Here is a 14,192-nt window from a genome sequence, read left to right as displayed (position 1 = left end):
GGTTTAGGATGTTATTAATAGGTTAAGGAGTTTTACGCACTCCTTCTAATAAATCTTGGTGTAGAGAATCTTCACCTTCTGTGCGGTGTAAAACTGAAATATCACCAGTAGATTCTAATACAACAGCTTCTACTTGATCAAAACTCATAACATTAGCCTCTCTTAATTTTGCAATAATCTGTTCTTTTTCAATTCGAGCGTGTTTTAAATTTTCATTTAAAATTTGATTACCATTCATTAATAGTAATGGTTTATTAGACGTTAGTTTTTTAATACTAGGAAGTACTCTTTGTAAATACGAAAATATAAACGTTAAAAACAGAAGAGTAGCAATCGCGGTAACTCCATGAACTACTGTTGTGCTTGAAGTAAGCGTCGCAGATATAATACTACCTATGGCTATGGTAAAAGCAAAATCATAAGCAGTAAATTTAGCAAAAGACCTCAAACCTACGAGACGTGTGATAATGATAATGGCAAAGAATATTAAAAAGCTTCCTGCTATTGTGATTAAAATTGGGTCGTCCGATTGATAAATCCAGTCCATATTAATATTTTATGTAAATAGTTGATGTTTATATCATAAAAATAAAAGTATTTAAGAGTTATTAAGTGAGTATTATGTTAAATCATTATTGATAATTGATTTTCTTTAAAAAGAAACTAAAGGGTTGACTTAATGTCAACCCTTTAGTAATAATGATTTTGGTCAATCTGTAGGATTACACAAAAATATTAATAGACTCTAATGTAGTCATTGTTGTAGGCCTCGTATCTGATGTATGTAGGATCTCATCTAATTTCTGTTTCCAGCTATGAGCCAGTGCTATTTCACCATCGAGTTGTGAGTTATCTTCATCGTTATAAAGTTCAAATTGTTCTTCTTCACTGTTTTTTGAGTTGTAAAATACTAATTTAACTCGTTCGATTAATTCATAATTCGACTTACCATTTGTGATACGCTTTGTAACTTTCACAACCTGACAGGTAGAAATTTGAGTTAGTTTGATCTTTTTAAATTGTTCCATCTCGCTCTTTTTAATATAAAAATAAATGAGACTGTTATTGCTGTCTATGCCGATAGCAAAACTATTATGAACTTCGTAATCCCCTAAAATCTTATTGTCCTTTTGAATTTTAGTTTCGAGAGTTGATTTAATTAATTGAGCTCTCTTTTTGGCCTTACCATTTATGATTAAAAAAGGTAAGACGCATATAATTATAAGTGTGATTGAAATAATCACCTTTGATGTTTCCATAATTTGAAATAATTTGATAATATAAATAGTTAGCAACCATTCATTATACTAATAATGATGGATGCCATAATCGAAGTAAGGTCAACTATGAGATTACCAAAATGTATGAAAAGGAAATATTAAAGCTTTTTTATAAGAGTTCTGAAAGGATAAGTGAGCATATAATAACAGACGATTTATACTCACGGAAGTTAATAACTGACTTCTTTTTAAAAGACCTTTTATCGTAATAGTGAAGTAATCTAATGAATAAGAATAACCATCAGTAGTGGATGTATTTACGACTAATTCTGTTTGAGAATCAATAACAAACAGTTTTGTGATGCTTGATTTCTGTTGAACAGTAGATTCTACATTAATTGATGTGACTATGGAGGATTCACTTAATAAAGGTCCATGAGCACTTGCTTTTCCTAGAAAAAGAAGGGCTAATGCTGTAAAAATAAATATGTTGTGAATCGCTCTCACTATAATTTGAATCCTTAGGTTATATAAAACTTGTCAGTTTTGAACTCTTAAATCACATAACAAATGAAAAGTAAATAAATTAGTTCTATTATAATTTTACGTTATTTTTTAGATGTCATTATTAACTTCTATCCAATAGGCATCGGGATCCTGAAAGTAAACTTGTTGAATTCCATCTTTTCGTATATAATCTTTGAGAGCTGTTCCTAGCCAGTCCGAATATTCAATATTTAATTTTTTTAACCTTAAAACAAAATTTTCAAATTCAGAAGTAGTTAAGGCAAAATGAACTGCTTTATTTGTTTTAATTAAAGCATTTGGTCGCGGTATTAAATGTAATTGCATACCATTTCCTATGGAAAGCCATCTAGTTAAAGAATTAGAAGCTGTGTTCTCAATCTCTTTAAAATTAAATACTTTTTGATAAAACGATACAGATTTATCTACATCCTTAACAGATAATGCGATGTGATTGATAAAGAATTTTGACATGAAAAATAATATTCTTTTAAAGCTAACTGATTTCTATTATTACTCTTCAACTTGCGTGTATCCCGCTAATCCATGTAAACACTTTATTATTTGGTTGCCACCAGGTTCTCCGGCGTGATAGTGATATCCTCTGATTTCATCTGAATGTCCACCACATTCATCTAAATCTGTAGGTTGATGACCTTGTTCATCTAACATTGAATAAATACCAAATCCATCAATAGCATATCCAATAATAGCCGAATGTAAATCTGTTTGAGAAACTTCTTTTGTGGATCCTGTAGCGGCATGATAATGATAACCGCCATGTGGATTTACATGTCCACCATGATCATCTAATGGAGCTATAGTATGTGCTGCAAGGATGGCGTCAGTAGGAGCAGGCGGATCATAATTAACGCCATTAAAAGCAACACCTATAGCACCTCTTCCAAAGCTTTGAGAGGTATTAACGTAAACTGGTGTCACAGGTATAACATACGTGGTGATTTGATCCTTGAAATATTCTGGTAAGCATTCTACACAATAATTTTGATAGGCTTCTTCAACATCTGGCTTTGCAGCTGCTAAACAACCTTCTTTGGTATCTGTATATTTCACAGTTCCATCTTCGCGATAAAGTTTCCATTTATCATCATTATAGAAATCATCTAAACTAGCAATAAAATGACCAGAAACGTCATAAACCTTACCACCATCAAACCATATTCCAGCTTTTTCATCGGTATCAGTGATTAATTCTGGGCACCATGGACCCATTTGATGTTCCGTAGCTTGTGAGTTGGTCTTGAATACATAACAAAGGGTTTCTATTCCATTTAAATTAATCAATTGTTCTTGAATGCCATCAATCATATTTTCTGAAATAAAATAATCTGTATTTACAGGAACAACCTTGATATCATGATTAACCTCTTTTGATAAATCCTTATCGTTGTTAGATGGTTTAGGAGGCCTATTTCCTGGATTTGTCCCTGTAGTATTTAATTCTTTTAAGGTTAAAAAGCCATCTTGATCTGTATCTATATTTTTAAAATCACTAGATATTGGTCCTTGAGCCTCTTCCTTAGATAATCGACCATCGTTGTTACGGTCCATTTCTGTTATCAATTGCGCTGCAGATGGTTTGTTGTCTTTAGATAAGTTAGAACTGCCTTGTTCTTGATTTGATTTACAAGAAAGTAAAATAAATAATAAGAAAAATAAGTAGATATAAGACTTCATAAGTGTGATATTATTTATTTGAGACTTAGCTATATTGAATTAGTTTAAAATTACTAAAACTATTGTTAAGTGGCGATGATTAAAAAAAACAAAACCCTACCAGCACATGCCAGTAGGGTTTTAAATTGTTTAAAATAAATTTTATGCTAGAGTAGTGGGCTACTACTAGAATAAACCTTCATTATTATTGTTGAAGTAATTAAAATCATGATTGTTTTCAATCTTTAATAAAGACTGATAGATCATTTTAATCACATTTTCAACATCATCTCTATGTACCATTTCAACAGTAGTATGCATATAACGTAGAGGTAGTGAGATAAGCGCACTAGGGACACCACCATTAGAATATGCAAACGCATCAGTGTCAGTACCAGTAGAACGTGATGTCGCACGTCGCTGGTATGGAATTTCATGAGCATCTGCTGCATCCATTATCAGGTTGCGCAAGTTATTTTGTATTGCTGGCGCATAGGCTAGTACAGGACCTTTTCCTATAGCAGCCTCACCATTTGATTTTTTATCGATCATTGGTGTAGTCGTGTCATGGGTTACGTCAGTAACGATAGCTACATTAGGCTTTATAGTCTGCGTGATCATTTCTGCACCTCGTAATCCTATTTCCTCTTGAACAGAATTGGTTACATAAAGGCCAAAGTCTAATTCTTGTTTATTTTCTTTCAATAGACGAGCTACCTCTGCAATCATAAAACCACCCATGCGGTTATCTAATGCACGACATACAAATTTATTTTTGTTCAATACAAAAAACTCATCTGGATAGGTGATTACACAACCTACATCCACACCTAGAGCAAGAACTTCTTCTTTAGTCTCACAACCAGTATCTATAAAAATATTATCAGGTTTAGGCGGTTGCTCTTTTGCACGTGATCGTGTATGAATTGCTGGCCAGCCAAAAACGCCCGTCACGATTCCATTCTTAGTATGAATATTTACTTTTTTAGACGGTGCAATCTGGTGATCTGATCCACCATTGCGCACAACATATATAAGTCCATCGTCTGTAATATAGTTGACGTACCACGATATCTCGTCTGCGTGTCCTTCAATAACAACTTTAAACTTAGCATCCGGATTTATCACACCTACTGCTGTACCATAATTATCTGTAATAAACTCATCTACATACGGTTTCAGGTAGTCCATCCATACTTTCTGACCATTCCATTCATAACCAGTCGGTGATGCCGTGTTTAGGTATTTTTCTAGAAAATCTAGAGATTTTTTATTTAAAATGCTTTCTTGAGCCATGTGATAAAATTTAGTTTGTGAAGATAATAAACACCTTCATAAATCGCTATTAATAGACAGCTTTCTTATTTTTGGAATGCTTTTGGCAATTAACATTTTATGATCAATAAGATAATTATTATAGGACTAGTATTGTTGGGTTCCGCTTTCGCGAAAGCGCAAACAACACCTACCACATTGCCTATAGAATCAGATACGATTCAAACACCACAGTACTTTTTTATAGATGGTGATTCTTTGAGTGCGATAGAACTGGATCGAGTAATGTTATTACAATCTCTAAAATTTGATAGCCGGTATGAAAATATACGCTACCAAATCATCAAGCGCAAGGTTAAAAAAGTGTGGCCTTATGCAAAACTAGCGGCAGAACGATTAACCGAGCTAGATCGTAGGCTTGCATCGCTAGAGTATGAAAGCGATAAAAAGAAGTACACAAAAATAGTCCAACGCTATGTAGAAGAAGAGTTTACAGCCGAGCTTAAAAAATTAACCACAACAGAAGGTCAGATATTAATTAAGCTATTGCATCGTCAAACTGGTATGACCACTTTTGAACTTTTAAAACAATTGCGTAGTGGCTGGAGTGCTTTTTGGTTCAAAAATGCGGCAAGTCTCTTTGATATTGATTTAAAAGCAGAGTATAGCCCAGAAACTAATATCGAAGATTTTTATATCGAAGATGTCTTGCTCAATGAGTTCAAAAAAGAAACCCTTGAAGAACAAGCACCTGCAATAGATTATGATTATTTTAAAGGTCGTACTGCATGGAATGAATATGAAGATAATCTACCCAAAGACTATGATTCTATACAATTGGCAGAGCGTGCCAGAATACGTAAAGAGTATCTTGAAAAAAAGGCTAAAGAAAACGAGAAGAAACGCAAAAAACTAGAGCGCAAAAGACGTCGTGCTAGTAAACAATAACTAAATCTGTGTCGGGATTAATAGGATATCTTTCTAATAAACCATGCCCACCATATAAGTAATGGGTGGATAATTAACAATCTCACCCATGCAATCCATGGTGCAATGCAAAAAGTACCTGCACAACTACCTTGTTGTATAAAATATACATGTGATATAGTAAAGGCTAGTAACATGGCAATTGTAATGTAAACGGCAACTACACGAGTATTTTTAGAGTAAGCAAGTATGGCAACCAGCAGTTCCATAGCACCAGCGAGGTAATTAATGATTACTTTATTACCCAGCCATTCAGGTATGACTTCTAGATATAAATCTGGTTGAACAAAATGTAAAATACCAGCGATGCCATATAAAAAGATAAAAGAATAGAGTAGTAGTTTATGGATCATGTTAGTCTCCATTTATAGTCCGTATGGACTTTTTTCAAAATTAAGAAGAATGGTATCCACCAGATAAAATCATTAGTTATTAGAGTATAACTAAATTCAAATGGTACTACATCTTGCAAATAATTAAAGATAAAACCTAATGGGCCAAATATTTTTCCTAAAAAACCTACAGCAACTATAGGCCAGTGGCGCATCGGATTATAACTAGCCCACCAATATCCCAATCCATAAACACCTATAACCATTCCCATACCTTGCCACACCATGGGATGGTTTAAAGGCTCCATACCTACAAGTTCAAAAAAATGATTGGGCATAAGGACTACCCATGCACCCCAAATAAGGTTATAGATTGCCGCTAATTGTAAGGTAAGTTTCATAATCTTTTTTGTGTAAGTCCGATAGTAAGACGAATCATTACACAATTAGAATTATGAAATATCTTTTCTATAAGTACGCCTGCGTTTGTGCAGTATAGGGTCATAATTTTTCCAAGATGCTTGTACTGCAAGATTATCCTCTAGTTCTGGATTGGTCTCACATAAGGTGATACCGTAGTCTATGAAATTTTGTGTAACATTTCTAAACATCATAGCAGTAACGCCTTTACCTTGGTACTCTGGATCGATACCTATCAAATAAAAAGCGGCTCTGTCATTTTTCTTTTTGGCTTTCAATAAATGTAAAAAGCCTAAAGGAAATAGTTTGCCATTTGCTTTTTGTAAGGCTTTAGAAAAAGAAGGCATTGTGATTGCAAACCCGATTAGTTTTCCTTTCTCATCTACCACTAACTCTAGGAAATCAGGATTAATAAATGGTAGGTATTTTTCTTTATAAAGATCAATCTGATATTGTTGTATAGGAACAAAAGTAACCAGTTGACTATAAGTCTTGTTTAGTAAATCAAACATGTCATCTACATAAGGCAGAATCTCTTTAGTAGATTTAAATTTAAGGGTTTTCAACTTATAACGTCTACCTATGATGTCAGCAAACTTGTTGATTTTTTCTGGTATAGGATTTGGCGGTTTAAATTTAAACTCTACCCATTCTGCTGCTTTTTCATAACCTAACTGCTCTAAATGCTCTTTGTAGTAAGGAGCATTGTACCAAGTGATCATGGTGCTTAATTCTTCAAATCCTTTTATTAGCAAGCCAGCTTTATCCATGTTAGAAAATCCTACCGGACCTTCTACAAATTCGAGCTCTTTTTCTTTTCCTATTTGGTGTACTTTATCGAGTAGGGCTTTTGTAACTTCTATATCATCAATCATGTCCAGCCATCCAAAACGCATCTTAGATTTTTTCTGTTCATTGATTTCTACATAGTTAATAATAGCGGCAATACGTCCTACGATCTTTTTACCTTCATATGCTAGAAAAAGCCAGCAGTCTGCATTTTTAAATACTTGATTCTTTTCAGGATCAAAGTTGGACATTTCGTCATTGACGATAGGCGGTACATAATAAGTATTGTCTTGATACAGCTCTTGCTGGAATTTGACAAATTTTTTGATATCAGCTTTTGCTGTAATTCTCTTGATTTCAATCATAATAGATTCCTAGAAATCGATTTTTTTCTTTTTTTCTTTTTTGGCTTTTCTACCGCTATCGTCACCAGTACCTTTCAAATTCTTTTTCTGGCTTATTGTTTCATCATCTTTATGAAAATCAAAACGATAAGACATTCCTACATTTGCTTGAAATACTGAAGGTGTGTCTTTAAAATTAAAAGTAGCACTAGCATCAACTTGCCAGTCTTTAGTGATTAAATAAGCTAATCCACCACGGCCTAAATCATCACTATAAAAGTCTGATTTAAATCCTTGATATTCTCCAAAAACAGCCCATCGTCCGTTAATACTATGTGTCATCGTTAGTATCCATTCATAAGAAGGATAGTCTGTGGTAATGCGATCTACAATAAAATTAGTCACAAATACCCATTGTCCCCAATTGTTTTGAGTTATTAATTCAAAGCGCGGTGAGAATGTTGGATCATTAGGCGGCGTTAATAAATTATTATCTGATAAATCAATATTTGCACCAGCATAGACAGATATCGCTGGTACAAAATCTCTCCAGTTCAATCTATTGTTTGCTTTCCAACTCATGATATTTACTTTTTTCTCTCCAAAGAATTTTAAAGGATCAAATACTAAATATTTTGCTCCTATTGTACTTCTAGAAAAATTAGAAAAGCTGCTCTCGACATTACCAAAACCTCTGTTATCCATTTGATTTACAGAAGCAAAGCTACCTATAAAAGAAAATTCTAGTCGTTCCATAAATACACCATAACGTAGTTGCATACTTAATCCGGTATAATCTCTTTCATATCGTTGCAAATCATGTTGTTCTGTTCGATAGAATAGATTTCCCTCAATTTGAGCAACTCCTTTACCTACTGCAAATGCGCCTTGAGATAAACCAGGATTGTTAGTATTAATAGTTTCTGTGTATTGCGCCGTTGCCATCACACTTAATAGGCATAGGGATACAAATAATAGTTTTTGCGTAAAAGCAGTCATAAAATGATTCCTTAAAAGTTCAAATTTAAGATATATTAAAGAGTAATAATAAAATGACTTTTTAATTTTACTTAAAATTACTTCTATTGAAACTTCTTCAAGTCATACTTATTGTTTTAGTGATCTATGTATCTGTGCGATTAATACTTAAATATTATGGCGCTAGTATTATAAAGTGGTTAGGTAAAAAGGCAATGCAGCGCATGTCTCGCAGCTTTGAAAAACGCAGTGGCATGTCTACAGATGACTTATTTAATCAACAACAAGGCTCTAATACAAATCAGAAAAAAGTTAATAATCCTAAGGAAAAGAAAACCGTAGGTGAGTATGTGGACTTTGAGGAAATTGATTAATTTTCAACTTTCATCCACCTAGACGACTTCATGACTTTTAATTTTAAGAAATTAGTACCACATCTGGCTGTTCTAGCCGTATTGGTTATTGCTGCATTAGCTTATTTTAATCCAGTGTTAAGCGGTAAAAAACTATACCAAAATGATATTGTTCAATATAAAGGTAACGCCAGACAACTTATAGAGCATCGCGCTGCTACTGGTGAGGAATTGTATTGGACGGATTCCGTCTTTGGAGGAATGCCTACATATCAGTTAGGAGCAAGATATCCTTATGATTTTATAGATGGATTAGATCGTGCTTTAAGATTTTTACCTCGTCCGGCAGATTACCTATTTCTGTATTTCTTTTCTTTTTATATGCTCATGCTTGTCATGCGTGTGAATTGGAAGATAGGTTTGTTAGGTGCATTAGCCTTTGGTTTTTCAACTTATCTCATAATTATTTTAGGTGTAGGGCACAATGCCAAAGCTCATGCCATTGCTTATTTCCCACTTGTACTCAGTGGAATTATATTAGTCTTTCAGAAACGATATTTATTAGGGTTTATCGTGACTGCACTAGCTATGGCACTAGAACTACAGGCTAATCATCCACAGATGACTTACTATTTATTATTAGCTGTTTTGATTTTAGGTATCGCATATCTAATCGATGCAATTCGTAAAAATATGGTGCCACATTATTTTAAGTCTATAGGTATCATGGTGGCTGCTGTCCTATTAGCTTTAGGAACTAATGCTGGAAACCTTATGGCAACTAGCGAGTATTCAAAAGAAAGTACTCGTGGTAAATCTGATCTTTCCATCAATGCTCAAGGCGAAGAAGTAATTCCACAATCAGGTCTAGATTATGATTATATCACGCAATACAGCTATGGACTTAGCGAGAGCTTAAATTTATTAGTCCCTAGATTTGCTGGTGGTGGTAGTAGTGCAAGACCAGATGAGGATTCTAATACGGTAAAGTATCTCACAGATCAAGGCTTACCTAAAGCAGACGTGGTGCGTTTTGTAAACGACAATGTACCTTTATATTGGGGTGATCAAATAATTGTTGAAGCACCACCTTACTTAGGGATAGGTGTAGTATTTCTTGCAGTGCTAGGATTGTTTTTAATTAAGGGTAGATTAAGATGGTGGACTAGTTCTGTGATTATTCTTGCCTTGCTATTATCTTATGGTAAAAACGCAGATTGGATTACTAGTTTTTTCATTGAGGTTGTACCGTTGTATAATAAATTCCGTGCCGTTACATCTATCCAGGTTTTAATTGAATTGTGCGTTCCCATATTGGCTGCAATAGGACTTTGGCAGTATTTCAATGAAAAGAATACCGAAGAGACAAAAGCAAAAGCCCTAAAATATGCTGGTATAATTGTCGGTGGTTTTCTATTAATTTTAATCACTTTAGGTGGTCAATTATTTGATTTTGCCAGTGCTATGGATCAGTATTATATGGATAGTGATCAATTAGGAATCGGTTTTGTAGATGCGTTACGAGATGATCGATTTGAAGTTATGCGAGCAGATGCATTACGATCTTTGTTAATTGTAGGAGTAATCGCTGGTGCTTTATTCTTATTGCTTAAAAAGAAACTATCAGAAAATCTAGTTTTAGTAATTGCTGGAGTCGTTATTCTATTTGACTTAGTGAGCTTTGATATGAACTATGTCAACAGTGATGATTATGTAACAGCTAGTGAATATGACAATGCACATCGCAAAACTCCTGCAGATGATATCGCTATGAAAGACGCACAAGCTGGTGACCATTATCGTGTTTATGACTTATTGCTTAATCCGTTTAACTCAGGTAGAGCACCTTATTTTCATAAATCTATAGGTGGTTATCATGGAGCAAAGCCTAGACGTATTCAAGAATTATCTGAATTTTATCTTTTTGATGATAATGGAATAGCTCCTATAGGTCGTGAAAATATTGAAATTTTAAGTATGTTCAACGTACGTTATGTCATCGATACAGAAGAAACAGGCTATGTTGCTAAAGAAAATCCTATGGCGATGGGTAATGCTTGGTTCGTCGATTCCTTAAAAACGGTATCTAGCGATAATGAAGAGATAACAGGACTTTCTGAACTTAATGGAAATCAACTTGCGGTTATACAGCAAAGTCAAAAAGAATTACTGGATCTTACGACCACACATGCAGATTCTACAGCCAGCATACAATTAGTAGATTATGATACGCAACGATTGGTCTATAGAAGTAGTAATACTCAAGAAGCATTAGCTGTTTTTAGTGAGATGTTTTATCCTTATGGCTGGAAAGCAACTATTGATGGGTCAGAAACACCTATTGCTAGAGTTAATTATACCCTACGTGGTATTAAAGTACCTGCGGGATCACATGAAATTGTTATGAGTTTTGAGCCTCAGGTTGTTAAAACAGGAAGCAATATCATGCTAGGAAGTAATATTATGTTGTTGCTTATCATTTTAGGTGGGTTATTCTATACGTTTAAGAAAAATTCTTAAATGAAAAATCCTGTTCTTATTATAGCTTATTACTGGCCACCAGCTGGTGGTCCTGGTGTTCAACGTTGGTTAAAATTTGCTACATACCTAGGTCGACATAATTTTGATGTAACGGTAGTCGTACCAGATAATGCAGATTATCCAGTGGTTGATGAATCACTAATAGCAGAAGTACCTGATCATATTAGTATTATTAAAGTTCCTATTAATGAGCCTAGTCGTCTGGCGAGTTCGCTTTCGCGAAAGCGAACTAAAAATCTACAAAAAGGTATACTACCTAAGAATGCTGGACCTTTACAACGCGCAATGATATGGATGAGAGGTAATTTATTTGTGCCAGATGCTCGAGTAGGATGGAAGTCTAGAGTTCTTAAAGGGATACATCCTTACCTATTAGCACATAAAAATCCAACAATTATTACGACTGGTCCTCCACATTCAATTCATTTAGTAGGATTAGAACTTAAGAAAAAATATACAGGTTTTAAATGGCTGGCAGACTTTAGGGATCCATGGACAACAATAGGCTATCATAAACATTTAAAAATAGGAACGAGAGCTCAAAAAAAGCATGAAAGATTAGAGCAAGAGGTTTTAGATAGTGCGGATATGATAATTGTTACCAGTCCGCATACTGGAAGAGAATTTGCGTCTAAATCTAGTACACCTATCCAGGTAATTACTAATGGGTTTGATATAACAACAGCTTCAACGACACGTCAACCTGATGGTGCTTTTACACTATCACATGTAGGTACATTATTATCAGACCGTAATCCTTTAGTTTTATGGGAAGTTCTTGCAGATTTGTGTAATGATGATGCTAGTTTTAAGGCTGTTTTTCAATTGCAATTAGCTGGTAATGTAAGTGATGAGATTATAGGTTCCATTAAGGAATATGGTCTAGGCACGAATTTAAAACAGTTAGGTTACCTTTCTCATCAAGAGGCTGTAGAGGTCATGTTCAACTCACAATGTTTATTGTTAATTGAAATTGATAGCCATGATACTAAAGCGATTATACCAGGTAAGATTTTTGAGTATTTTGCCAGTGCAAGACCCATTATAGCGATAGGACCAAAAGATGCCGATATCGAAAACCTTATTCAACACACGCACTCTGGTCAATATTTTAATTATCTTGAAAAGCAAAATCTTAAAAATTATATTCTTGAAAAATATAAGTTATATAAGAATGGTAATAATGAAGGTCAATTGAATGATAACATTACCAGCTATAAAAGAGAAAACCTTTCAAAGACACTAGCTAAAACGATCGCCTATACATGGGAATAGTTATTAAACAATCTGGATGGAATCTTGCTATTACTGCGGCTGGGTTTGTATTAGGTGCGCTTAATGTATTGCTACTAGCAACGACTTATCTAGATGATGAATATTATGGGTTATGGGGCTATATATTATCGACAGCTTTTTTATTATTTCCTTTAATGTCTTTTGGTATTCATAACACTATTGTGAAATTCTATTCTAGATATGATGATAAGAAAGAACGTGATTCTTTTTTAACCCAAATGTTATTATGGCCACTTATTGTTATTATTCCAGTATTTATCCTCATCTATATTTTTTATGATCCTATCCGATTGTATATCGCAAATCGCAATCAAATAACGAGTGATTATGTGTGGTCTATTGCTATCATAGCAGTTTTTCAAGCCTATTTTGAAATATTTTATGCTTGGACTAAGGTTCACATGAAAACCATAGGCGGGAATTTTTTAAAGGAAGTCTTTTATCGGTTTGGTGCTACTATAATGTTAATATTACTAGCACTGGACAGTATTACGCAGGTACAATTTATATATAGTCTTGTTTTAATATATGGATTAAGGGCTTTTATAATGAAAATGGTTGCTTTGAAAACATACACACCGCAATGGCAGTTGGGTAGAATTAAAGCTAGTAAGGATTTAGTTAATTATTCATTATTAATGATTGTCGCAGGTTCTGTAGGTACAGCACTGCTAGATCTAGATAAATTTATGATTAATGATTATCTTATAATAGATAATATATCCTGGTACAATGTCGCTGTTTTTATCGCTACTGTAATTGCTGTCCCTGCGCGTGGTATGGCTCAAATTATGCATCCTTTAACGGCTGGCCACTTTAATCGAGGTGAGATGGTAGAGGTAGAGCATCTTTACAAGCGCAGCTCACTTAACCTAAGTATTATAGCTGGATTTTTAGTAATTATTATTGTGTGTAATGTTAATGAATTTTACGAGTTGATGCGTCCAGAATATCGCGTGGGAATACCAGTCGTAATGTTGATTGCTGTTGTTAAATTTTCAGAAAGTCTTTTAGGTAGCAATAATGCCATACTATATAATTCTGATTTATATCGTGTGACTTTATGGTTAGGTTTATTGCTAGCGGTTTTGGCTATAGTACTTAATATGTGGTTGATCCCACTTTATGGGTTGATGGGAGCAGCTATTTCGACATGTATAGCTTATGTTTCCTACGCTTTCGCAAAAGCGTTATATGTATATCATAAATTAAATATACATCCTTGGACTGCTAGAACTAGCCATTCGATTTTATTAATCTTAATATTTATCGGGATATTTTATTTCTGGGATTTTAATTGGCATCCTGTGGCTAATATATTTTTAAAGAGCGTTCTACTTACCATATCTTATATTTTGATTGTCAGGAAACTAAAATTATCTGATGAAATAAATGGATTGCTTGCTAAATATCTACTATAAAAAAAGCCAACTCTTTATTGAGTTGGCTTTTTAA

The 14,192-nt window shown here is 34.0% G+C and carries 15 protein-coding genes; 5 read left to right on the top strand and 10 right to left on the bottom strand.

Features of this window, described 5'->3' with window-relative positions; genetic code table 11:
* Positions 1-22: 22 nt before the first annotated feature.
* From ACJJVI_RS10895 to ACJJVI_RS10870, 6 genes are all read right to left on the bottom strand, one after another.
* Complete coding sequence (locus ACJJVI_RS10895) at positions 23-547, bottom strand: DUF421 domain-containing protein (RefSeq protein ID WP_042272672.1); 525 nt, start codon at positions 545-547, stop codon at positions 23-25.
* Positions 548-722: 175 nt separating this feature from the next.
* Positions 723-1,028 carry a hypothetical protein gene (locus tag ACJJVI_RS10890; RefSeq protein ID WP_405351916.1) on the bottom strand — a complete coding sequence of 102 codons (306 nt, stop codon included), beginning with the start codon at positions 1,026-1,028 and terminating at the stop codon, positions 723-725.
* A gap of 324 nt (positions 1,029-1,352) precedes the next feature.
* Entirely contained in the window at positions 1,353-1,727 is a 375-nt protein-coding gene (locus tag ACJJVI_RS10885) for a hypothetical protein (RefSeq protein ID WP_042272598.1), read from the bottom strand.
* Positions 1,728-1,835: 108 nt separating this feature from the next.
* Complete coding sequence (locus tag ACJJVI_RS10880; RefSeq protein ID WP_042272601.1) at positions 1,836-2,219, bottom strand: VOC family protein; 384 nt, start codon at positions 2,217-2,219, stop codon at positions 1,836-1,838.
* Between the two features lie 39 nt (positions 2,220-2,258).
* On the bottom strand, positions 2,259-3,443 hold the full coding sequence (locus tag ACJJVI_RS10875) for a YHYH protein (RefSeq protein WP_405351914.1): 1,185 nt from the start codon (positions 3,441-3,443) through the stop codon (positions 2,259-2,261).
* Positions 3,444-3,608: 165 nt separating this feature from the next.
* A complete protein-coding gene (locus ACJJVI_RS10870) occupies positions 3,609-4,718 on the bottom strand; it encodes a M42 family metallopeptidase (protein WP_036579290.1) in 1,110 nt (369 codons plus the stop codon).
* Positions 4,719-4,817: 99 nt separating this feature from the next.
* On the opposite strand from ACJJVI_RS10870, the gene ACJJVI_RS10865 reads away from it, so the two are divergent.
* Positions 4,818-5,645 carry a DUF4294 domain-containing protein gene (locus tag ACJJVI_RS10865; RefSeq protein ID WP_348021130.1) on the top strand — a complete coding sequence of 276 codons (828 nt, stop codon included), beginning with the start codon at positions 4,818-4,820 and terminating at the stop codon, positions 5,643-5,645.
* Positions 5,646-5,662: 17 nt separating this feature from the next.
* On the opposite strand, the gene ACJJVI_RS10860 is transcribed toward ACJJVI_RS10865, so the two are convergent.
* The 4 genes from ACJJVI_RS10860 to ACJJVI_RS10845 are packed head-to-tail and all read right to left on the bottom strand — an operon-like array spanning position 5,663 to position 8,568.
* Positions 5,663-6,037, bottom strand: a complete 375-nt coding sequence (locus ACJJVI_RS10860) for a hypothetical protein (protein WP_235183306.1) — start codon at positions 6,035-6,037, stop codon at positions 5,663-5,665.
* Positions 6,034-6,417 (bottom strand): alkyl hydroperoxide reductase, encoded by a 384-nt coding sequence (locus tag ACJJVI_RS10855; RefSeq protein ID WP_348021131.1) that lies wholly within the window; start codon positions 6,415-6,417, stop codon positions 6,034-6,036. Before ACJJVI_RS10855 ends, ACJJVI_RS10860 begins: the two co-directional genes overlap by 4 nt.
* Before the next feature lie 51 nt (positions 6,418-6,468).
* Entirely contained in the window at positions 6,469-7,590 is a 1,122-nt protein-coding gene (locus ACJJVI_RS10850) for a GNAT family N-acetyltransferase (protein ID WP_036579282.1), read from the bottom strand.
* 9 nt (positions 7,591-7,599) lie between these two features.
* Positions 7,600-8,568: a transporter gene (locus tag ACJJVI_RS10845; RefSeq protein WP_405351910.1), complete on the bottom strand. Its 969-nt coding sequence runs from the start codon at positions 8,566-8,568 to the stop codon at positions 7,600-7,602.
* Positions 8,569-8,654: 86 nt separating this feature from the next.
* On the opposite strand from ACJJVI_RS10845, the gene ACJJVI_RS10840 reads away from it, so the two are divergent.
* From ACJJVI_RS10840 to ACJJVI_RS10825, 4 genes are read left to right on the top strand one after another with little or no spacing between them, the layout of a single operon-like run.
* Positions 8,655-8,921, top strand: coding sequence for a DUF4834 family protein (locus tag ACJJVI_RS10840; protein WP_036579276.1), 267 nt, complete (start codon positions 8,655-8,657; stop codon positions 8,919-8,921).
* A 30-nt stretch (positions 8,922-8,951) separates the two neighbouring features.
* Positions 8,952-11,420 (top strand): YfhO family protein, encoded by a 2,469-nt coding sequence (locus tag ACJJVI_RS10835; RefSeq protein ID WP_405351908.1) that lies wholly within the window; start codon positions 8,952-8,954, stop codon positions 11,418-11,420.
* Positions 11,421-12,716 (top strand): glycosyl transferase family 1, encoded by a 1,296-nt coding sequence (locus tag ACJJVI_RS10830; protein ID WP_405351907.1) that lies wholly within the window; start codon positions 11,421-11,423, stop codon positions 12,714-12,716. It abuts the gene before it with no gap.
* Positions 12,707-14,158, top strand: coding sequence for a polysaccharide biosynthesis C-terminal domain-containing protein (locus ACJJVI_RS10825; protein WP_405351905.1), 1,452 nt, complete (start codon positions 12,707-12,709; stop codon positions 14,156-14,158). The genes ACJJVI_RS10830 and ACJJVI_RS10825 overlap by 10 nt, the downstream gene beginning before the upstream one ends.
* Positions 14,159-14,192: the final 34 nt, after the last annotated feature.

Source organism: Nonlabens sp. Asnod3-H03 (assembly GCF_045063665.1).
Taxonomy (GTDB): domain Bacteria; phylum Bacteroidota; class Bacteroidia; order Flavobacteriales; family Flavobacteriaceae; genus Nonlabens; species Nonlabens ulvanivorans.
The sequence above is the reverse complement of the archived record's forward strand: the minus strand, read 5'-3'. Positions and strand labels throughout refer to the sequence as shown.